The organism is Blastococcus sp. SYSU DS0541, assembly GCF_054050875.1.
On the sequence record NZ_JBJHAD010000001.1, the window covers coordinates 401,009 to 421,509 of the forward strand.

Genomic DNA, 20,501 nt, shown 5'->3' on the forward strand with positions numbered 1-20,501 from the left:
GCCTTGCTCCTCGCTGCCTGCGGGCGCGCGGTCGACGGCGTCGCCACCGCCGCCCCGGCCTCCGACCGACCCTCCGCACCGGCGGAGCTGGAGGAGCTCCTCGTCGAGGAGGTGCCCTCCGGGCTGCCGCGACTCCCCGACGACGAGCTCGAGCCGCCGGCCGGGGAGAAGCGGCTCGAGGACGTCGCCGCCTACGCGCCGGACCCGGAGCGCGAGATGGCGGTGCTCGCCGACTACGGCTACCGGTACGGGTGGGAGCGCTTCTGGGGGCGGGAGTCCGGCCCCATGACCGGCCTGTTCGTCGACCAGTTCGAGCAGCGGGCCGGCGCCGGCGCCTACGCCGAGGCCCTGGCCCGCAACGACGCCGACCTCTACGGCGGCGTCCTCAGCGTGGACCCGCCCGAGCTGCCGGCGAACTGCCGCCTGCTGACCGTGGAGACCCCCGTGCCGGACGCCGGGCTGACCGACCCGGCGGCGTTCGCGTGGTGCTGGCACGGCGTGTTCAGCGTGTCGGTGACGTCCGTGGCCGGGTCGGTCCCCGAGGCGGTGCGGGAGGTCGGCGCCGTCCTCGAGGAGCAGCTGGCGCTGCTGCCGCCGGCGTGAGCAGGCGCGGGCGCTCAGGGACCGGGCACGGGCTCCTGGTAGGGGAGGGCCTCGGCCAGCGGCACGGTGAGCGCCGTGACGGGGGCGCTGTCGACGCCGGGGGGCAGCCGCACCTCGACGTAGACGGGGCGGTCCACCGCCGTCCACACCGTCGCCTCGGGGTCGCTGGTGTCGACGTGCCACTGCACGCCGTTGATCTGGATGGCGGACGCCCCGACGGTCCACCCGGCCGGCCGCTCGACGCCGCAGGTCAGCACCACGGGCGGCTCGCCCCAGGCGTAGACGTTGGCGCGTTCGGAGCGCACCCGGCGCGAGGGCTCGCCGGCCAGCTCCAGCGGCAGGTTGCTCATCAGCGGGGTGCAGGACTCCTCGGCCTCGGGGCCGAGTTCCGGGCTGTCGAGTTCGAGCGTCGGGAGGTCCTCGGGGCGGACCGGCGTGACCCCGTCGACGGCGGCCGGGCCTTCGGACTCCGGCGGGATCTCGCCGCCGCGCAGGTTGACCAGCACGACGAGCGCGATCACCACCGGGAGGGTGACCGCCGTGATCAGGATCGCGGCCCGGCGGAGCGGGTCCACGGGGGGAGCGCTCAGATGTTGACGACCGGGCAGGTCAGCGTCCGGGTGATGCCGTCGACCGACTGCACCCGGGCGACCACGAGCCGGCCGAGCTCGTCGACGGTGTCGGCCTCGGCGCGCACGATCACGTCGTACGGGCCGGTGACGTCCTCGGCCTTCGTGACGCCGCTGATCTCGCTGATCGTCTTGGCGACCTGGGCCGCCTTGCCGACTTCGGTCTGGATGAGGATGTAGGCGTGGACCACGGGAGATCCTTCCTCCGGCAACAGTGCCGAGACGTCGTCCCCGCCGGCTGGCGGACTCGTCGGCAACCTACCGCAGCGACTGGAGAGCATCGATGAGCCGACCCCGCCCCCTGGTCCCGCGCGGCGATCCGGCCGACACCGTGCGGGTCGTCGGCGAGTTCGGCGTCATCGCCCGGGTGCTGGCCCGGTCTGGCACCGCGGCGGCCGCCGAGGTCGGACCCGGCGACGACGCCGCCGTCGTGCGCACCCCGGACCGCCGGGTCGTGGCCACCACCGACGTGCTGGTGGAGGGCCGGCACTTCCGGCGGGACTGGTCCTCGGCCGAGGACATCGGGCACAAGGCGGCCGCGGCCAACCTGGCCGACGTCGCGGCGATGGGCGCCCGGACGACGGCGCTCGTGGTGGGGCTGGCCTGCCCGCCGGAGACGCCCACCAGCTGGCTGGAGGGGGTCGCCACGGGGCTGGCCGACGAGTGCGCACCGCAGGGGGCCGCCGTCGTCGGCGGGGACACCGTGGCGGCCGCCCCCGGCAGCACCGCCGTCGTCCTGTCGGTGACCGCCCTGGGCGACCTCGGTGGGCGGGCGCCGGTGCTGCGCTCGGGCGCCCGGCCCGGGGACGTCGTCGCGCTGGCCGGGCGGCTGGGGTGGTCGGCGGCCGGGCTGGCGGTGCTGCGCCGCGGGTTCAGCAGCCCGCTGGCGGTGGTGTCGGCGCACCGGCGCCCCACGCCGCCGTACGCGGCCGGGCAGGTGGCGGCCGATGCGGGCGCCACCGCGATGTGCGACGTGAGCGACGGCCTGCTCGCCGACGCCGGGCACATCGCGGAGGCCAGCGGGGTCGTCCTCGACCTGGACCGCGCGGCGTTGGTGCGGGCGTGCCTGGAGCCGGTGGGCCCGCTCCAGCAGGTCGGCTCGGCGCTGGGGGTGGACCCGATGGCGTGGGTGCTCACCGGTGGGGAGGACCACGCCCTGCTGGCCACGTTCCCGCGGAAGGTGGCGCTGCCCGCGGGGTGGACGCCGATCGGGGTGGTGCGGCCGGGGAAGCGCGGGCCGGACGTGCGGGTGGACGGGGTCACGGCCGCCGACGTGCTGGCCGCCGTGGGAGCGGAGAGGGCGGGGCATGCGCACTTCGGCTGAGCGGGAGCTTCGGGACGGCGCGGCGGTGCGCCTGCGGCCGCTGCCCTACGAGGACCCCCTGGCGCAGCTCCTGGTGGAACAGGTGCAGCAGGAGTACGTGACGCGGTACGGCGGCCGCGACGAGGCAGTCGTCGACCCGGGGGAGTTCCGCCCGCCGGCCGGGCTGTTCCTGGTCGCCGAGGTGGCGGGGGAGCCGGCCGGGTGCGGCGCGTGGCGGGCCTACCCGCCGGGTGGTGCGGAGATCAAGCGGGTCTACGTCGCGCCGGGGTTCCGCCGGCGGGGGCTGGCCCAGGTGCTGATGGCGGAGCTGGAGGCCTCGGCTGCCCGTGCCGGGCACCGCACCGTGGTCCTCAACACCGGGCAGCGGCAGCCGGAGGCGGTCGCGCTGTACCGGGAGCTCGGCTATGCGCCGGTCCCCGGCTACGGGGTGTACGCCTGCTCGCCGGAGGCCGTCTTCCTCGGCAAGGAGCTGCCCGTGCACGCGGAGGAGCCGACATGGGCGTCGTGACGATCTCGGCGCCCTACGGCGCCGCGGGGGCGGAGGTGGCGCCCGCGGTCGCCGCGCGGCTCGGGCTGCCGTTCCACGACCGCGCGATCCCCGCCCAGGTGGCCGGGCGGCTGGGGGTACCGCTCGAGGAGGCCGAGGCCAACGACGAGACGGTGGTGCGCGGGCTGTGGCGGCTCGTCGCGTCGCTGGGCACCATGCCCGACCCGGTGGGCGGGGTGGTGCCGGGGGCGCCGCTGCCCGACACACGGGCCTACCGCGACCAGACCGAGCGGATCCTGGCCGAGATCGCGGCCGGCGACGGCGGCGTGGTGCTCGGCCGGGCTGCGATGGTCGTGCTGGCCGACCGCGCCGACGCGCTGCACGTCCGGCTGGACGGGCCGCGGGAGCGGCGGCTGGCCGCGGCGGTGGCCCGGTCGTGGCGGCCCCGCGAGGAGGTGGCCCGGGAGATGGCGGCCAACGACCGCGCGCGCGAGGCCTACGTCCGGCACTTCTACCGCCGCGACCCGGCCGATCCCCGCCTCTACCACCTGGTGGTGGACGCGACCGCGTTCCCGGTGGAGACCGTCGTGGACCTCGTGGTGACCGCCGCGCGCGGGCGGGGCATCGGGGGCTGAGGCGCGCACGCGAGGAGCCCCGGAGGTCGGTGACCTCCGGGGCTCCTCGATGTCTCGCGCCCCCTCAGGGGGCCTGCGTCACGCGCGGGCGACCTTGCCGGCGCGGATGCACGACGTGCACGCGTTGATCCGGCGACGGTTGCCGGGGGCGATCAGCGCCCGCACGGACTGGATGTTCGGGTTCCAACGGCGCGGCGTGCGGCGGTGCGAGTGCGACACCGACATACCGAAACCGGGGCCCTTGCCACACACATCGCACACGGCAGCCACGGTGGATCACTCCCAGAAGAATCGTTCACAGACGGCGGGGCAAGGCAGCACCCGCATCAAGACCGTCCAGCAGTCTAACCGCTCTCCGCGGCGGATGCCGCAGCCCCCTCCCGGCGGGGCCCGCGCGGGCGGTCCCGGGGCTCGCGGAGCCGGGCGGTGTCGGTGCCGGTGGGTAGCCTGCTCCCGTGCTGACGGCGCTGGACGACGCCGCGGTCGGTCAGTGGTGCCGCGCCGCGGTCGAGGCGCTGTCCGACTTCCGGGGGCGGCTCGACGACCTCAACGTCTTCCCCGTGCCCGACGGGGACACCGGCACCAACCTCCTGCACACCGCCGAGGGCGCGCAGGCCGCGCTGGACGAGGCGGCGCCGGGCGAGTCGACGTGGGCCGTCGTGGCCCGCGGCGCGGTGCTCTCCGCCCGTGGCAACTCCGGCACCATCCTGGCGCAGCTGCTGCGCGGGCTGGCCGACCAGCTCGCAGACCAGCCCCCGGCCGACGGCCCGGTCCTCGCCGCCGCGCTGCGCAAGGCCGCCGAGAGCGCCTACACCGCCGTCGCCGACCCCGAGGAGGGCACCTTCCTCACGGTGGCCCGGGCCGCCGGGGAGGCCGCCGTGGCCGCCGTCGACGCGGGTCGCACGGCGCTCGCCGACGTCGTCGGGGCCGCGGCCGACGGCGCCCACCGCGCCCTGGAGGGCACCCCCGACCAGCTGGCCGCGCTGCGCGAGGCCGGCGTCGTCGACGCCGGCGGCGCCGGGCTGTCCCTCGTCCTGGACTCCCTCGTGCGCACGGTCACCGGCATCCAGCCGGTGCGGCCGGCCCTGGCCCGCCGCACGCACGGCCCGCACGACCACCTCCACACGCCGCACCAGCCGCCGCCAGGGCCGGGCAGCGAGGTGCAGTACCTCCTCGCCGACGCCGACGAGGGGTCGGTCGCCCGCCTCCACGAGCGGCTGGCCGAGCTCGGCGACAGCCTCGTCATCGTGGGCGTCGACACCCCGACCGGCCGGGAGTGGAACGTCCACGTGCACGTCTCCGACGTCGGCGCCGCCATCGAGGCGGGCATCGAGGCGGGCCGCCCGCACCGCATCACGGTCAGCCCGCTCGCGCCGGTGCCCCCGGCGGCGCCGGTGCACGGCGTGCGGGCGGTCGTCGCGGCGGTGCACAGCGACGGGCTGGCCGAGCTCTTCCGCGCCGAGGGGGTCCGCGTCGTCGTCTGCGACGCCGGCGGGATCACCGAGGACGAGGTCTACGACCAGATCGTCGCGGCCGCTGCCCAGGAGGTGGTGGTCCTCCCGAACGACGCCGGCCTGCACGCCGTCGCCTCCCTGGCGGCCGAGCGGGCGCGGGAGGCCGGCCGGGAGGTCGCCGTGGTGCCCACCCGCTCGCCGGTGCAGGGGCTGGCCGCGGTGGCCGTCGCCGATCCGCAGCGGCGCTTCGGCGACGACGTCATCGCCATGGCCGAGGCCGCCGCCGCGACCCGGTGGGCCGAGCTCTCCGTCGCCGACCAGGAGGCGCTCACCTCCGCGGGTCGCTGCCACCCCGGTGACGTGCTCGGCTCCGCGGAGGGTGACGTCGTCGTCATCGGCGCCGAGCTCGCCGCCGTCGCCTGCGACCTGCTGGACCGGCTGCTCTCCGCGGGCGGGGAGATGGCCACCCTGGTCGTCGGCCCCGACGAGGTGCTCGGCGACGCGGTCTGCGCCCACCTCTCGTCGGCGCACCCGACCGTCGAGGTGGTGCGCTACGGCGGCGGTCCCGGCTCGCTGCCCCTGCAGATCGGGGTCGAGTGAGGTGGCGGTGACGCTGGAGACCCCGCTGGCGAAGGTGCTCGGGCCGAAGACCGCCACCGGGATGGCCGAGCAGCTGGGCCTGCACACGGTGCGCCACCTGCTGCGCCACTACCCGCGCCGCTACGCCCGGCGCGGCGAGATGGCCCGGCTCGACGACCTGCAGCCCGGCGACCGGGTGACGGTGCTCGCCCAGGTGAAGACGGTCAGCACCCGGCCGATGCGGCAGCGCCGCGGCACCCTCACCGAGGTCACCGTGGGCGACGGCGCCAGCACCATGAAGCTGGTCTTCTTCAGCCACCGGCACGCCCGCCTCGCGCCCGGGGTGTGGGGCATGTTCGCCGGCACCGTCGGCACCTACCAGGGCAAGCTGCAGTTCACCCACCCCGACATGCACCTGCTCAGCGGCGACGATGACGACGACGACTGGGCTCGCGAGCTCGTGCCGATCTACCCGGCGAGCAAGGATGTCTCGAGCTGGGTGATCCAGAAGTCGGTCAAGCTGCTGCTCGGCGGGGCGGGCAACCTCGCCGACCTGGTCACCGACCCGCTTCCCGACGAGATCCGCGCCCGGCACGGCCTGCTGTCGCTGCCGGCGGCGCTGCTCGACATCCACCGCCCGACCACCAGCCAGGACGTCGAGCGCGCCGAGCACCGGCTGAAGTGGGACGAGGCGCTCACCCTGCAGCTCACCCTCGCCGCCCGGCGCCGGGCCGCCGCGCTGGAGCCGGGCACCGCCCGTCCTCCCAAGGCCGGCGGGCTGCTCGACGCCGTCGACGCCGCCCTGCCGTTCGCGCTCACCGACGGCCAGCGGGCCGTGGGGGAGGAGCTGGCCGCCGAGCTGGACCGCGACCAGCCGATGCACCGGCTCCTCCAGGGCGAGGTGGGGTCGGGCAAGACCGTCGTCGCCCTCCGCGCGATGGCCCAGGTGGTGGACGCCGGGGGCCAGGCCGCACTGCTCGCGCCCACCGAGGTGCTCGCCGCCCAGCACGCCCGCGGCATCCGGGCCCTGCTCGGCCCGCTCGGCCGTGCCGGGGAGATCGACGGCGACCCCGCCGGCACCCGCGTCACCCTGCTCACCGGCTCGCTCAAGGCCGCGGCGCGCCGCGAGGCCCGCGCCGAGGTGGCCGAGGGGCGGGCCGGCATCGTCGTCGGCACGCACGCGCTACTGCAGGAGGGCGTGGAGTTCGCCGACCTCGGCCTCGTCGTCGTCGACGAGCAGCACCGCTTCGGCGTCGAGCAGCGCGACGCGCTGCGGGCCAAGGGGAGCCGGCCCCCGCACGTGCTCGTCATGACGGCGACGCCCATCCCGCGCACCGTCGCCATGACCGTCTACGGCGACCTGGAGATCTCCACGCTGCGGCAGCTGCCCAGCGGGCGTGGCGGCGTCACGAGCTCGGTGGTGCCGGTCGTGGAGAAGCCCGGCTGGCTCGACCGGGCCTGGGCGCGGCTGCGCGAGGAGGTCGCCGCCGGCCGGCAGGCCTACGTGGTCTGCCCCCGGATCGGCGACGTCCCCGGCTCCGACGACCAGCCCGGGGACGCCGACGGCGCGCCGCCCGAGGAGGGGCGCAGCGACCGCCGGCCCCCGCTCGCCGTCCTCGACGTCGCCGAAGCGCTGCGCGCCGGTCCGCTGGCCGGCCTGCGGCTGGACGTGCTGCACGGGCGGATGACCCCCGAGGAGAAGGACGGCGTCATGCGCGCCTTCGCCGCGGGGGAGACCGACGTGCTGGTGGCGACCACCGTGGTCGAGGTCGGGGTCGACGTGCCCAACGCCACGGTCATGGTCGTGATGGACGCCGACCGCTTCGGCGTCAGCCAGCTGCACCAGCTGCGCGGCCGCGTCGCCCGCGGGAAGCACGCCGGGCTGTGCCTGCTGGTCAGCGACGCCCCGACGTCGTCGCCGACCGGGCAGCGGCTGTCCGCGGTCGCCTCGACCTCCGACGGCTTCGAGCTCGCCCGGCTGGACCTGGAGACCCGGCGGGAGGGCGACGTCCTCGGCGCCGCGCAGTCCGGCCGCCGCTCGACCATCAAGCTGCTCTCCCTCCTGGCGGACGAGGAGCTCATCGCCGAGGCGCGGGCGGAGGCGACGGCGCTGCTGGCGACCGAGCGCGGTCTCGCCGACCACCCGGGGCTCGCCGCCGAGGTCGCGGCCCTGGCCAGCGACGAGCGCGCCGAGTGGCTCGAGAAGGCGTGACCAGGATCATCGCGGGGCTGGCCGGCGGCCGGCGCCTCACCGTCCCGCAGGCGGGTGTCCGGCCCACCGGGGACAAGGCGCGCGGGGCGCTCTTCAACTCCCTGGGCTCGCTGGTCGACCTCGAGGGGGCTGCGGTCCTCGACCTCTACGCCGGCTCCGGTGCCCTGGGCCTCGAGGCGCTCTCCCGCGGCGCGGCCACCGCGGTCTTCGTCGAGCAGGGCCCGAGGGTGCTGCCCGTGCTGCGGGCCAACCTGGCGGCGATCGGGCTGCCCGGCGGGCGGGTGGTCGCCGGCTCCGTGCCCGCCGTCGTCGCCGGCCCGGCGCCGCAGGCGTTCGACGTCGTCCTCGCCGACCCGCCCTACGAGACGCCGGCAGAGGAGGTCCACGAGGTGCTCCGGGCCCTGGTCACGGGGGAGTGGCTGACCCCTGGCGGGGTCGTCGTGGTCGAGCGGCCCAGCCGGGAACGGGCGTGGGACTGGCCGACACCCCTGCACGGTCTGCGCGAGCGGCGCTACGGCGAGGCCGTGCTCCGGTACGGTCGGCGTCCGTGAGGCGTGCCGTCTGCCCAGGTTCCTTCGACCCGGTGACCAACGGGCACGTCGACGTCATCAACCGGGCCGCCGGGCTCTACGACGAACTGGTCGTGGCCGTGCTGGTGAACCCGGGCAAGGCGGGGCTCTTCTCCGTCGACGAGCGGATGGACCTGCTCCGGGATGCGGTCGCCGACCTGCCCAACGTGCGCGTGGACAGCTTCCAGGGGCTGCTGGTCGACTACTGCCGCAGCCACGACATCCCGGTGATCGTCAAGGGGCTGCGGGCGGTCAGCGACTTCGAGTACGAGCTGCAGATGGCGCAGATGAACCGCGAGCTGGCGGCCGTCGAGACGCTGTTCGTACCGACCGCCCCGCAGGTGGGGCACCTCTCCTCGAGCCTGGTCAAGCAGATCGCCACGTTCGGCGGGGACGTCTCCCGGCTGGTGCCCAAGGCCGTCGACGACCGGCTGCGCGAGCGGGCCCGGGAGGGGCGCTCGTGACCCGGCCCGGGCGCGGTCACACCACCGAGGTGGTCTACCGGCTCTACGAGACGGTGGACGAGCTCACCACGGTCATCGAGAACGCCCGCAGCGTGCCGATGTCGAGCTCCTGCATGGTGCCCCGCGACCTCGTGCTCGACCTGCTCGACGACCTCCGGGAGTCGCTGCCCGAGGACGTGCAGGCCGCCGGCGCGATCGTCGAGCAGCGGACCGAGATCCTGCAGCAGGCCCAGGCCGAGGCCGAGCGCCTCACCGGGCGGACCCGCGCGGACAGCGAGCAGCTCCTCGTGCAGGCCCGACGCCAGCGGGACGAGATCGTCGGCACGGCCCGGCGGCAGCGCGACGAGCTCCTGGCCCAGGCCCAGGCCGACGCCGAGCAGATCCTGCTGGAGGCCGAGGCCGAGGCCGAGGCTCTCGTCGCCGACGGCCGGCAGCACCGGGCCGCCCTCCTCGCCGAAGCCCAGGCCGAGCACGAGCGGCTCATCACCGAGACCGAGGTCTACCGCTCCGCGGTCACCCGCGCCGACGAGCTCGGCGAGCAGTCGCACGCCGAGGCAGCGCGGATGCGGGCGGAGGTCGACGAGTACGTCGACACCCGGCTCGCCGAGTTCGGGACGACCCTGGAGCGCATGCTCCGCTCCGTGGACAAGGCCCGCAGCACCCTGCGAGACGGCTGAGACCTTCCGCACGGTGGGGGTCCCGGGAGGATCGGGTAGTCTCGACCACCGGCCCGACCGTCGGCTCCCGCCCGGTCGCCCACCCCTCCCGCACCCGACCGCGAGTACTGACATGCCTGCCGCTTCCCCGAACCGCCCCGGCGCCGCCTCCCCCGAGGACCGGCGCCCCTCGGCCAACCCCTGGAAGGTCGACCTGCGCGAGCTGGGCCGCCGCCCGGGGAGCCTGCACGAGCTGGACCGCACCGCACCGGCCCCCGAGGGCTGGGGGCTGGAGCTGATCCGCGTCCCGGGCGGCGCCGAGGTGCACCTGCAGCTGCGGCTGGAGTCGGTCATGGAGGGCGTGCTGGTCTCCGGTGACCTGGAGGTCCCCGTCGTCGGCTCGTGCGCCCGCTGCCTCGAGCCGCTCGAGGACACCCTCACGCTGGACGTCCAGGAGCTGTACGCCTACGCGGGCAGCACCACCGAGGCCACCAGCGAGGAGGACGAGGTGCGCCGGGTCGAGGGCGACTTCCTCGACCTCGAGCCGCTGGCGCGGGACACCATCGTCCTGAGCCTCCCGCTCTCGCCGGTCTGCACGGAGGACTGCGGCGGCCTCTGCGTCGGCTGCGGCCAGCGGGTCGACGACCTGCCCGAGGACCACACCCACGAGGTGACCGACCCCCGGTGGGCGGCCCTCGCGGAGCGATTCGCTTCCTCGCCGGGCACCCCCGGCGAATCCACCACCCCAGAGGAGAACTGACGTGGCCGTTCCGAAGCGGAAGATGTCGCGGGCCAACACCCGCATGCGCCGGTCGCAGTGGAAGGCCACCGCGCCGACCCTGTCGCCGTGCCCCAACCGCGCCTGCGGTGAGCTCAAGCCCCCGCACCAGGCGTGCCCCACCTGCGGGCAGTACGACGGCCGCCAGGTCCTGTCGGTCTGACCTCCCGCACCCGTACCGCCATGGGGACGCCGGCCGCCGCTCCGCATCCTGACCGGGATGCCGTGGACGGTCGCGTCCCCGCGGCGCCTCCGGGTGGCGCCGAGCACGCCGAGCGGGCAGCCACCTGGCTGTTCGACGCCCTCGGCGTCGCGCTGCCCGGGGGCCTGCTGCCGCTGGCGCTGACCCACCGGTCCTTCGCCTACGAGAACGGCGGCCTGCCGACCAACGAGCGCCTGGAGTTCCTCGGCGACTCGGTGCTCGGGCTGGTGGTCACCGACGAGCTCTACCGCAGCCAGCCGGACCTCCCCGAGGGCCAGCTGGCCAAGCTGCGTGCCTCCGTGGTGAACATGACCTCGCTGGCCCGGGTCGCCCGGCGGCTCGGCGACGGCGGGCTCGGCCCGCACCTGCTGCTCGGCCGCGGCGAGGAGACCACCGGCGGCCGCGACAAGGACTCGATCCTCGCCGACGCGCTCGAGGCCCTCATCGGGGCGCTGCACCTGGGCTGCGGGCTGGACACGGCCGCGGCGATCGTGCACCGGCTGTTCGACCCGCTGCTGGTCGAGTCGGCCACCCGAGGCGCCGGCCTGGACTGGAAGACGAGCCTGCAGGAGCTCGGTGCGGCGCAGGGGCTGGGCGCGCCGGTCTACCAGGTGGACGACGACGGTCCCGACCACGCCAAGACCTTCCGCGCCGCGGTGCTGCTCGCCGGCACCGTCCGCGGGGAGGGGGCGGGCCGCACGAAGAAGGCCGCCGAGCAGGAGGCCGCCGAGGCCGCCTGGCGCTCGCTCTCGGAGGAGTAGGCCGGTGCCCGAGCTGCCCGAGGTCGAGGTGGTGCGCCGGGGTCTGGACCAGTGGGTGACCGGGCGGACCGTGGCCGCCGTCGAGGTGCACCACCCGCGGGCGGTCCGCCGGCACCTGGAGGGCGCCGACCACTTCGTGCAGGCGATCACCGGCCGCACCTTCACCGCCGCGCACCGCCGCGGGAAGTACCTGTGGCTGCCGCTGGCCGAGGCGGACGGGACCCCCTCGGGCCGGGCGCTGGTCGGCCACCTCGGGATGAGCGGGCAGCTCCTCGTCGAGAAGCCGTCGGCGCCCGACGAGACCCACCTGCGGGCCCGCTTCACCTTCACCGACCGCGGCCGCGAGCTGCGCTTCGTCGACCAGCGCACCTTCGGGGGCCTGGCGGTCGAGGACACGCCGGCGGACGGCGGGGTGCCGCCGCGGCTGGCGCACATCGCCATCGACCCGCTGGACGGCTCCTTCGACGTCGACGCCTTCACCGCCGCGCTGCGCCGGCGCCGCACCGAGGTCAAGCGCGCTCTGCTGGACCAGACGCTCATCGGCGGGGTGGGCAACATCTACGCCGACGAGGCGCTGTGGCGGGCGCGCCTGCACGGCGCCCGCCCCACCGACCGGCTCACCCGGGCCCAGGTGGCCGACCTGCTCGACGGCGTGCGCGACGTGCTCGGGGAGGCCCTCGCGCAGGGCGGCACCTCGTTCGACTCCCTCTACGTCGACGTCAACGGGCAGAGCGGCTACTTCTCCCGCTTCCTCGCCGTCTACGGGCAGGAGGACCGGCCCTGCCCCCGCTGCGGAACCCCCATCCGCCGGGAGTCGTTCATGAACCGCTCGAGCTACAGCTGCCCCGTGTGCCAGCCCCGGCCGAGAGCGCGACGGGCGTGACCGTCCGGGTCGAGGTGCTGGTCTCCGGCCGTGTCCAGGGCGTCGGCTACCGCTGGTTCGTGCGTGGGCTGGCGCGCGAGGCCGGCCTCGCCGGGGTCGCGCGCAACCTGCCGGACGGCCGGGTCGAGGTCGTCGCCGAGGGCCCCGAGCAGGCCGTGCGCGACCTCGTCGCCGCCCTCGACGGGCCGGACGCCCCGGGGCGGGTGACCGACGTCGACGTCCGCACCGGGCCGGCGCGGGGGATGTCGGGCTTCACCACGGCGTGACGAAGACGACATCCCCCCGACACGGGAGCCCTGCCCCCGCGCCGTTGACCTGCGTGTCGGGGGCTGTCACCCTGGGAACATCCAGCCCGCGCCGACCGTCCACCGGGGCGCCGGGCACACCCTCTCGCTCTCTCGAAAGGCCGTCACAGCCATGGCCAAGGCCCTGTTCGGTTCGGTCGTCACCCCCGTGGAACTCCGGGTAGCCGAGGAGAACGCCGCCCTGCGGGCCCGGGTGCAGCGGCTCGAGCACGAGCTCGCCGAGCTGCGTGCCCAGCGCGACGCCGCCATCGCGCACGAGCTGCTCTCGCTGGCGGGCGACACCGCCGAGCCCGCGCTCGCCTGAGGAAGGACCCCCTTCTCCCCACCCCTCGCACGCTCGGGGCGGTGCCCGGAAGGGGGCCGCATCCTGAACCGATCGTCCACAGGCGCACCACCGGCCCCGCGGCCCCCCTGTCCTGCGGAGACACGGGCTAGAGTCCACGTCCCGTGCACCTCTCCAGCCTGACGCTCAAGGGCTTCAAGTCCTTCGCGTCCGCCACCACGCTCCGGCTGGAGCCCGGCATCACCGCCGTCGTCGGCCCCAACGGGTCGGGCAAGTCCAACGTCGTCGACGCCATCTCCTGGGTCCTCGGCGAGCAGGGCGCGAAGAGCCTGCGGGGCGGAAAGATGGAGGACGTCATCTTCGCCGGCACCGCCGGCCGCCCGGCGCTCGGCCGGGCCGAGGTGACGCTCACGATCGACAACGCAGACGGCGCGCTGCCGATCGAGTACACCGAGGTGTCGATCACCCGCCGCATGTACCGCTCCGGCGAGAGCGAGTACGAGATCAACGGCGACAAGGTGCGGCTGCTCGACGTCCAGGAGCTGCTCAGCGACTCCGGCATCGGCCGCGAGATGCACGTCATCGTCGGCCAGGGACAGCTGGACGCGGTGCTCTCCGGCCGCCCCGAGGACCGGCGCGCGTTCATCGAGGAGGCCGCCGGCGTCCTCAAGCACCGCAAGCGCAAGGAGAAGGCGCTCCGCAAGCTCGACGGGATGCAGGCCAACCTCGACCGGCTGGCCGACCTCACCGCCGAGCTGCGGCGCCAGCTCAAGCCGCTGGGCCGGCAGGCCGAGGTCGCCCGGCGGGCCGCCGGCGTGCAGGCCGACCTGCGCGACGCCCGGCTCCGGCTGCTCGCCGACGACCTGGTGCAGCTGCGCGACGCCCTCGACCGGGACGTCGCCGACGAGACCGCGGCCCGCCAGCGGCGCGCCGTCGTCGAGCGCGAGCTCTCCGCCGTCTCCCGCCGGGAGGGCGAGCTGGAGAGCTCGCTCGCGGCGAGCGCGCCGCGGCTGCAGGCCGCCTCGGACACCTGGTACCGGCTCTCCGCGCTCGGGGAGCGGTTCCGGAGCGTCGCCCAGCTCGCCGCCGAGCGGCACCGGCACCTCTCCGCCGCGGCCCCCTCCGCCGCCACCGGGCGCGACCCCGACCAGCTCGACGCCGAGGCCGACCGGGTGGCCGCCACCGAGGCCGAGCTGGCCGCCGGGCTGGCGGCCGAGCGGGAGCGCCTCGCCGCGGTCGTGGCCGGCCGGGCGGAGCTGGAGACGGCGCTCGCCGCCGCCGAGAAGGCCTGGGTCGCCGCCGCCCGCGCGCTCGCCGACCGCCGCGAGGGCCTCGCCCGGCTCTCCGGGCAGGTCGCGGCCGCTCGGTCCCGGGTGCACGCCGGCGAGGCGGAGATCGAGCGGCTCTCCGTCGCCGCCGCCGAGGCCGCCGACCGCGCCGAGACCGCCGCCGACCGGCTGGCCGATCGGCGCGGGCAGGTCGCCGGCCAGGAGGACACCGACCTCGCGCTGGTCGCCGCTCACGAGGACGCCGTGGCCGGGCACACCGCCGCCGCCCGCCGGGTGACCGAGCTGGCCGAGGCCGAACGGGCCGCCGAGCGCGACCGCGCGTCCTGGCAGGCCCGCCGCGACGCCCTGGCCCTCGGGCTCACGCCCGCCGACGGCGCGGCCGCGGTGCTCGGCGCCGGGCTGCCGGGCGTCCTGGGCCCGGTGACCGAGCAGCTCGCCGTCGCCCCCGGTGACGAGGTCGCCGTCGCGGCCGCGCTGGGCGGGATGGCGGAGGCCGTCGTCGTCGCGGGCGTCGCCGAGGCCGCCGCGGCGCTGGACCACCTGACGCGGACCGACGGCGGGCGGGCCGGGCTGCTGGTGACCGGGGGACTGCCGCCGGTCCCGCGGGACGGCTGGCCGGAGCTGCCGGCCGGCGCGCGGTGGGCCCTGGACGCCGTGCGCGCCCCCGAGGAGCTGCGCCCGGCCCTGGCCCGCGCGCTCGAGCGGGTGGCGCTCGTACCCGACCTGGACGCGGCTGTCGCCCTCGTGCGCACCCACCCCCGGGTGCGGGCGGTCACCGCCACCGGCGACCTGCTCGGCGCGGACTGGGCGCTGGGTGGGCAGACCGACGCGCCCTCGAACCTCGAGCTGCGGGCCCGCGTGGACGAGGCCGGGACCGAGCTCGCCGCCGCGTCGGCCCGGGCCGCCGAGCTCGCCGACCAGCTGGCCGCGGCACGGCAGGAGGCCCGGGCGCGCTCGGCCGCGGTCGAGGAGGCGCTGGCCGCGCGCCAGGCCGCCGACCGCACCCGCTCGGCCGAGGCGGCGGCGCTGGCCGAGCTCGGCGCCGCGGCGCGCTCCGCCGCCTCGGAGGCCGAGCGGTCGCTGGCCGCGCGGGTGCGGGCGGAGCAGGCCCTGGAGCAGGCGCAGGGCTCGCTGACCCGCCTGGAGCAGCAGCTCGCCGACGCCGAGGCCGCGCCCGTCGCGGAGGAGCCGCCGACGGAGGAGCGCGACCGGCTGCGCGTCGAGGTGGCCGCCGCCCGGCAGGCCGAGACCGAGGCCCGTCTCGCCGTCCGCACCGCCGAGGAGCGGGCGCGGGCGCTGCAGGGCCGGGCCGAGTCGCTGCGCCGGCAGGCGCGGCAGGAGCGGGCGGCCCGCGACCGCGCCGCGGCCGCCCGGGTCGCCCGCCAGCGGGGGGCCGCGGTCGCCGACGCGGTGCGGCGGGACGCCGGGGTGGCGAGCGCTGCCCTGGAGCGCTCGCTGGCCCGCGCAGCCGCGGAGCGGGATGCGCTGGCGTCGTCGCGCAGCGGTGCCGAGGCCGAGCTGCTGGAGGTGCGCAGCCGGGTGCGTGCGGCGACAGCGGAGCTCGACCGGCTCACCGACGAGGTGCACCGCGACGAGGTGGCGCGCACCGAGCAGCGCTACCGCATCGAGTCGCTGGAGACCCGGGCGGCCGAGGAGTTCGGCGTCGACCTGCCCACGCTGATCGGCGAGTACGGGCCCGCCGCGGCCGTGCCGCCCTCGCCGCAGCAGGTGGCCGAGGCCGAGGCGGCGGGGGAGCCGGCACCGGACCCGGTGCCCTACGACCGCGCCGTCCAGGAGCGGCGGGTGGCCCGGGCCGAGCGCGACCTCGCGACGCTGGGCAAGGTGAACCCGCTGGCCCTCGAGGAGTTCGCGGCGCTGGAGGAGCGCCACACCTTCCTCGCCACCCAGCTCGAGGACCTCAAGACCACCCGCAAGGACCTGCTGACCGTCGTGCGCGAGGTCGACGGCCGCATCCACGACGTCTTCGCCGCGGCGTTCGCCGACGTGGCGCGCGAGTTCGAGCAGGTCTTCGCCACCCTCTTCCCGGGCGGCTCGGGGCGGCTGGTGCTCACCGACCCGGAGAACATGCTCACGACCGGCGTCGAGGTGGAGGCGCGGCCGCCGGGCAAGAAGGTCAAGCGGCTGTCGCTGCTCTCGGGCGGGGAGCGGTCGCTGACGGCGGTCGCGATGCTCGTGGCGATCTTCCGCGCCCGCCCCTCGCCCTTCTACGTGCTCGACGAGGTCGAGGCGGCGCTCGACGACGTCAACCTCGGCCGGCTGCTGGTGCTCGTGGAGCAGCTCCGGTCGACGTCGCAGCTGATCATCATCACGCACCAGAAGCGGACGATGGAGATCGCGGACGCCCTCTACGGGGTGAGCATGCGCGGCGACGGGATCACCGGCGTCATCAGCCAGCGGCTGCGCGAGCTCGCCACCGCCTGACGGCCCTGCTGCAGGGGGCCGCCGCGAGCGTGCGAGCGGTGGAGGCAGCAGGGTCCTTTCTCAGACGCCCGAGCGGACTTCGAGGTCGACGACCACGGGCAGGTGGTCCGAGGCGCCCCCGCCGTCGAGGACGTGCGCCCCGGCGACGGCGACCCCCGGCGAGACCCACACCTGGTCGATGCGCCGGTGCGGCGACCGCGCCGGGTGGGTGTGACCGGCGTCGGACTGCCAGAACCGCCAGCCGGCCTGGTCGTCACGGGCCCGCGCCAGCCGCCAGGCGTCGGTGAACCGCTGGCGCAGCGCGTCGAGCTCCGGGGCGTCGGGCGCGGCGTTGAAGTCGCCGACCAGCACGCCGGTCTCCATCGAGTCGGTGTGCAGCGCCGCCAGCGTCGCCACCTGTGCCCCGCGCTCCTCGGCCGAACGCGTGGTGAGGTGCGTCGCGGTGATCCACAGCGCCCCGCCGTCGAGCTCGACCATGGTCCGCAGCGCGCTGCGCGGCTCACCGCTCCCCGGCAGTCGGTGGACGTCGCTGATCAGGATCGGCAGCCGCGAGAGCAGTGCGTTGCCGTACTGCCGAGGCGGCTGGTCGCCCGGCCGCTGCTCGTCGATGGCCGGCCCCCAGGCCAGCTGCATGTCCAGTGCCCGGGACAGCAGGAGCGCCTGGTCGACGTCCTCGCTGCGCGCGCCGAAGTGGCGGTCCACCTCCTGCAGGCAGATGACGTCGGCGTCCACCGAGGCCAGGAGCGTGGCCAGCCGGGGCAGGTCGTGGCGCTCGTCGGCGCCCACGCCGTGGTGGGTGTTGAAGGTGACCAGGCGGACCGGGATCGGCGGCTGGTCGGGACCGGGGGCCGGCTTCGTCACCTCCTCACCCTCTCAGGCGCTCGACAGCGGCGCGTCCAGGACCTGGCTCAGCGTGGTGGCGCCCCGCTCGCTCACCGACAGCACGAAGCGGGCCTCCCGGCCGTCGAGCACCAGCTCGCCGATCTGGTTGCCGAAGTAGGGGCCGGCCTGCTTCTCCCACTCGAGGCCGGTGGGTTCTGCCTCCACCAGTCGCGCCAGGCGTTCGGTCCACCGGCGCGCCGCCCGGCTCCAGCCGATCTTGAAACCGATGCGGACGGGGTGGGGCGCCTGGTTGTGCAGCGGGGAGACGGTGAGCTGGTGCACGCGGGCCCGGAGCCCGCCGGGGCGCACCAGCTCGGCCGCGTAGGCGTGGTGGACGTCGCCGGAGAGGACGAGAGCGGTCGCGGGGGCCCGGCCGTGATCGCCTCGGGCGACCGCGGTCAGCGCCGCACCGAGCCGCTCGAAGGAGTGCCCGAACGCCGACCAGTGCTCCAGGTCGGCGGCCTGCCGGATCCCTTCGGCGATCCTTCCTCGCCAGCGGCCGTGGTGCCGAACGTTGAGCGTCTCGTTCCAGCGCTCCACGTTGTGGATCGCGTGCGGCAGTAACCAGGGCAGCGAGGTGCCGATGATCAGGTGCTCCACGCCCTCGTGCACGGCGCGGCGCATGGCGGCCTCGACCCAGGCGAACTCGTCCTCGTCGAGCATGCGGCGGTGCTGCTCCGCGAGGACCCGGCCGGCCCGGGTGTCGACCATGATCAGCCGGGCGTCGCCCCAGTGCCGCACGAAGCTCCACCGGATCGTCGCCGGTTCCGCGTCCGCCAGCTCCGCCATCTCGCGGAGCATCGGCTGGGCGTCCCGGGTGGGGTCGTCGGCGCTCAGGTCCTGGATCGCCTGCCAGGTCTTGTTCTCGGCCAGCTCTTGCGGGCTGAGGTTGCCCAGGTGCTGGTAGATCCAGTAGCTGACCAGACCGCCGGTGATCCGCCCGCGCCACCAGGGTTCCTGCGAGGCCGTGGCCCGCCAGGCCGCGGAGGTGTTCCAGTCGTCGATCATCTCGTGGTCGTCGAAGATCATCGAGGACGGGATCGTCGACAGCAGCCACCGCACCCGGGGGTCCTGCCAGGACTCGTAGTACAGCCGGGTGTACTCCTCGAAGTCCGCGACCTGGTCGTCCGGTCCGCGGCCGCCGGTGGTGCGCGCATCGCGCCGGCGGTGCAGCAGCGACTTCGTGTGCGTGGTGAGCTCGTCGGCGTACACCTGGTCGCCCAGGAGCACCAGCGCGTCGGGCCACCGGTCCTCCGGCAGGCCCGCCACCCGGCCGGCGTAGAGGTCGAGGGCGTCCGGTGGGATCCCTTCGGACGCCTCGACGGTGCCCGGGCTGGCGTAGCGGCAGGAGCCGAAGGCCAGCCGGAACGCACCCGGCCCGCCGGGCGTCCGGATCCGGCTGGCCGGGAACTCCGAGGCGGCCGGCGGCCAGACGAGGTCGCCGTCGAGACGCACCTCGTAGGGGGTCGTGCTGCCCGGCTCGAGCTCCTCCACCAGCACCAGGGCGTAGTGGTGGCTGCCGACGCAGAAAGTGCGGGCCGTCCGGCCCAGGACGTCGACCTCGCACGGCCGGTCGGTCTCCACCCAGACGGTGGCCGAGACCGGGTCCACGTGCCGCAGGAGGGGGCCCAGCACGAGGGCGGGGGAGGACGAGGCGGGCGGCGGCATGGGCACAGCCTGGCGCATCGGCCCGTGCCTGCGGGGACCCGCCGTGCCGGAGGTGCTCCGCGGGCGGGTGCTGGGAGACTCGGGGCATGGAATTCGTGCTGATCGCGATCGCGATCCTGGTCGTGGCACTGGTCCTCGGTGTCAGCCTCCTCGTCGGCCGCGGCCGGCGGACCACGCGCCTGGACGACGACGCCGTCAGCGGCACGACGCTGACCCGGCCCCGGCCTCCCGCGCCACCGGCCGACCAGCCGCGGCCGACGGGCGCCACCGCCTCTGGCCTGGGACTGCAGGACCAGCCCGACGCGGTCGTCCCCGACGCCCCGCCGACGGTGGAGCTGCCCCCGGCCGAGCCCGAGCCGGGGCTGGTCTTCGACACCCCGGCCCCCTCGGCCGGCCGTCTGGTGCGGCTGCGCTCGCGGCTGGCGCGCTCGCAGTCGTCGCTGGGCCGCGGCCTGCTCACCGTCCTGGCCCGCGAGAAGCTGACCGAGGACGACTGGGAGGAGATCGAGGAGACCCTGCTCGCCGCCGACGTGGGCATCTCCGCGACCACCCAGATCGTGGAGCGGCTGCGCACCCAGTCGATGGTGCTCGCCACGGCCACCGGCGCCGAGCTGCGCGAACTGCTGATCGACAACCTCGTCGCGGTCCTGGGTCCCGACCTCGACCGGTCGCTGGGCACCTCGCGGCACGAGGGGCGGCCCGGCGTCGTGCTGGTCGTGGGCGTCAACGGCGCCGGCAAGACCACCACCGTCGGCAAGCTCGCGCGCGTGCTGGTCGGCGACGGCAAGAGCGTGATCCTCGGCGCGGCCGACACCTTCCGGGCCGCCGCGGCCGACCAGCTGGAGACCTGGGGCGAGCGGGTGGGCGTGCTCACCGTCCGCGGCCGGGAGGGCGGCGACCCCGCGGCCGTGGCGTTCGAGGCGGTGCGCACCGGCGTCGAGGCGGAGGTGGACACGGTCGTCGTCGACACCGCGGGCCGGCTGCACACCAAGTCGGGGCTGATGGACGAGCTCGGCAAGGTGAAGCGGGTCGTGGAGAAGCAGTCGCCGGTCACCGAGGTGCTGCTGGTGCTCGACGCCACCACCGGCCAGAACGGCGTCGTGCAGGCACGGGTGTTCACCGAGGCGGTCGAGGTCACCGGCGTGGTGCTCACCAAGCTCGACGGCACGGCCAAGGGCGGCATCGTCGTCCGGGTGCAGCAGGAGCTGGGCATCCCGGTGAAGCTCATCGGTCTGGGGGAGGGCCCCGACGACCTCGCGCCGTTCGAGCCGCGGGCGTTCGCGGAGGGCCTCGTCGGAGAGGGGTGATCCCCGCGCTCGGTGGGTGAGGGACGGGCTCCTGGGGGGCGCGCAACACGCCCGCAACGCGGGAGCGGGACACGCGGCGCGGAGTTCAC

Annotated in this window: 22 protein-coding genes; 17 read left to right on the forward strand and 5 right to left on the reverse strand. The window is 76.0% G+C overall.

All coding sequences use genetic code 11. From position 1 onward, the window contains the following. The first annotated feature begins 3 nt into the window (after positions 1–3). Positions 4–603, forward strand: a complete 600-nt coding sequence (locus ACI794_RS01860) for a hypothetical protein (RefSeq protein ID WP_456603175.1) — start codon at positions 4–6, stop codon at positions 601–603. Between the two features lie 14 nt (positions 604–617). Here ACI794_RS01860 and ACI794_RS01865 read toward each other — a convergent pair whose 3' ends face one another. Beyond that, positions 618–1,178: a DUF3515 domain-containing protein gene (locus ACI794_RS01865; RefSeq protein ID WP_456615562.1), complete on the reverse strand. Its 561-nt coding sequence runs from the start codon at positions 1,176–1,178 to the stop codon at positions 618–620. Positions 1,179–1,189: 11 nt separating this feature from the next. Next, on the reverse strand, positions 1,190–1,423 hold the full coding sequence (locus ACI794_RS01870; protein WP_236824589.1) for an Lrp/AsnC ligand binding domain-containing protein: 234 nt from the start codon (positions 1,421–1,423) through the stop codon (positions 1,190–1,192). Between the two features lie 92 nt (positions 1,424–1,515). On the opposite strand from ACI794_RS01870, the gene ACI794_RS01875 reads away from it, so the two are divergent. Genes ACI794_RS01875 through ACI794_RS01885 form a run of 3 tightly spaced genes read left to right on the forward strand, consistent with a single transcriptional unit; the run spans position 1,516 to position 3,678 of the window. Then, positions 1,516–2,556, forward strand: a complete 1,041-nt coding sequence (locus tag ACI794_RS01875) for a thiamine-phosphate kinase (RefSeq protein ID WP_456603177.1) — start codon at positions 1,516–1,518, stop codon at positions 2,554–2,556. Continuing rightward, entirely contained in the window at positions 2,540–3,064 is a 525-nt protein-coding gene (locus tag ACI794_RS01880) for a GNAT family N-acetyltransferase (protein ID WP_456603178.1), read from the forward strand. Before ACI794_RS01875 ends, ACI794_RS01880 begins: the two co-directional genes overlap by 17 nt. Next, a complete protein-coding gene (locus ACI794_RS01885; protein ID WP_456579075.1) occupies positions 3,052–3,678 on the forward strand; it encodes a cytidylate kinase-like family protein in 627 nt (208 codons plus the stop codon). Before ACI794_RS01880 ends, ACI794_RS01885 begins: the two co-directional genes overlap by 13 nt. Positions 3,679–3,756: 78 nt before the next feature. Here the strand turns inward: ACI794_RS01885 and rpmB are convergent, their stop codons facing one another. Continuing rightward, positions 3,757–3,948, reverse strand: coding sequence for a 50S ribosomal protein L28 (rpmB, locus tag ACI794_RS01890; protein WP_305999814.1), 192 nt, complete (start codon positions 3,946–3,948; stop codon positions 3,757–3,759). Positions 3,949–4,133: 185 nt separating this feature from the next. Here rpmB and ACI794_RS01895 point away from each other — a divergent pair, with 185 nt between their 5' ends. The 12 genes from ACI794_RS01895 to smc all read left to right on the forward strand — a co-directional run bounded on the left by ACI794_RS01895 (position 4,134) and on the right by smc (position 16,555). Then, positions 4,134–5,732, forward strand: coding sequence for a DAK2 domain-containing protein (locus ACI794_RS01895; protein ID WP_456603179.1), 1,599 nt, complete (start codon positions 4,134–4,136; stop codon positions 5,730–5,732). A 7-nt stretch (positions 5,733–5,739) separates the two neighbouring features. Further along, positions 5,740–7,923 (forward strand): ATP-dependent DNA helicase RecG, encoded by a 2,184-nt coding sequence (gene recG, locus ACI794_RS01900; RefSeq protein ID WP_456603180.1) that lies wholly within the window; start codon positions 5,740–5,742, stop codon positions 7,921–7,923. Continuing rightward, complete coding sequence (rsmD, locus tag ACI794_RS01905; protein ID WP_456603181.1) at positions 7,920–8,474, forward strand: 16S rRNA (guanine(966)-N(2))-methyltransferase RsmD; 555 nt, start codon at positions 7,920–7,922, stop codon at positions 8,472–8,474. Before recG ends, rsmD begins: the two co-directional genes overlap by 4 nt. After that, positions 8,471–8,956, forward strand: coding sequence for a pantetheine-phosphate adenylyltransferase (gene coaD, locus ACI794_RS01910; protein WP_456579071.1), 486 nt, complete (start codon positions 8,471–8,473; stop codon positions 8,954–8,956). The genes rsmD and coaD overlap by 4 nt, the downstream gene beginning before the upstream one ends. Next, positions 8,953–9,633, forward strand: coding sequence for a hypothetical protein (locus ACI794_RS01915; protein ID WP_456603182.1), 681 nt, complete (start codon positions 8,953–8,955; stop codon positions 9,631–9,633). Before coaD ends, ACI794_RS01915 begins: the two co-directional genes overlap by 4 nt. Before the next feature lie 112 nt (positions 9,634–9,745). Further along, positions 9,746–10,372, forward strand: a complete 627-nt coding sequence (locus ACI794_RS01920) for a YceD family protein (protein ID WP_456579069.1) — start codon at positions 9,746–9,748, stop codon at positions 10,370–10,372. A 1-nt stretch (position 10,373) separates the two neighbouring features. Further along, a complete protein-coding gene (gene rpmF / locus ACI794_RS01925) occupies positions 10,374–10,553 on the forward strand; it encodes a 50S ribosomal protein L32 (protein WP_014377519.1) in 180 nt (59 codons plus the stop codon). Positions 10,554–10,615: 62 nt separating this feature from the next. Beyond that, on the forward strand, positions 10,616–11,353 hold the full coding sequence (gene rnc, locus ACI794_RS01930; protein WP_456603183.1) for a ribonuclease III: 738 nt from the start codon (positions 10,616–10,618) through the stop codon (positions 11,351–11,353). Positions 11,354–11,357: 4 nt separating this feature from the next. After that, complete coding sequence (mutM, locus tag ACI794_RS01935) at positions 11,358–12,236, forward strand: bifunctional DNA-formamidopyrimidine glycosylase/DNA-(apurinic or apyrimidinic site) lyase (protein WP_456615563.1); 879 nt, start codon at positions 11,358–11,360, stop codon at positions 12,234–12,236. Further along, positions 12,233–12,502 (forward strand): acylphosphatase, encoded by a 270-nt coding sequence (locus ACI794_RS01940; protein WP_456579066.1) that lies wholly within the window; start codon positions 12,233–12,235, stop codon positions 12,500–12,502. Before mutM ends, ACI794_RS01940 begins: the two co-directional genes overlap by 4 nt. Positions 12,503–12,653: 151 nt before the next feature. Continuing rightward, positions 12,654–12,845, forward strand: coding sequence for a hypothetical protein (locus ACI794_RS01945; RefSeq protein WP_091933638.1), 192 nt, complete (start codon positions 12,654–12,656; stop codon positions 12,843–12,845). Between the two features lie 143 nt (positions 12,846–12,988). Beyond that, positions 12,989–16,555 carry a chromosome segregation protein SMC gene (gene smc / locus ACI794_RS01950; protein WP_456615564.1) on the forward strand — a complete coding sequence of 1,189 codons (3,567 nt, stop codon included), beginning with the start codon at positions 12,989–12,991 and terminating at the stop codon, positions 16,553–16,555. 60 nt (positions 16,556–16,615) lie between these two features. Here smc and ACI794_RS01955 read toward each other — a convergent pair whose 3' ends face one another. Further along, the gene (locus tag ACI794_RS01955) at positions 16,616–17,416 is read right to left on the reverse strand and encodes an endonuclease/exonuclease/phosphatase family protein (RefSeq protein ID WP_456603186.1); all 801 of its coding nucleotides are present in this window, start codon (positions 17,414–17,416) and stop codon (positions 16,616–16,618) included. Positions 17,417–17,428: 12 nt separating this feature from the next. Continuing rightward, entirely contained in the window at positions 17,429–19,105 is a 1,677-nt protein-coding gene (locus tag ACI794_RS01960) for an alkaline phosphatase D family protein (protein ID WP_456615565.1), read from the reverse strand. A gap of 86 nt (positions 19,106–19,191) precedes the next feature. Here ACI794_RS01960 and ftsY point away from each other — a divergent pair, with 86 nt between their 5' ends. Continuing rightward, positions 19,192–20,412: a signal recognition particle-docking protein FtsY gene (ftsY, locus tag ACI794_RS01965; protein ID WP_456579061.1), complete on the forward strand. Its 1,221-nt coding sequence runs from the start codon at positions 19,192–19,194 to the stop codon at positions 20,410–20,412. The last annotated feature ends 89 nt before the right edge of the window (positions 20,413–20,501 follow it).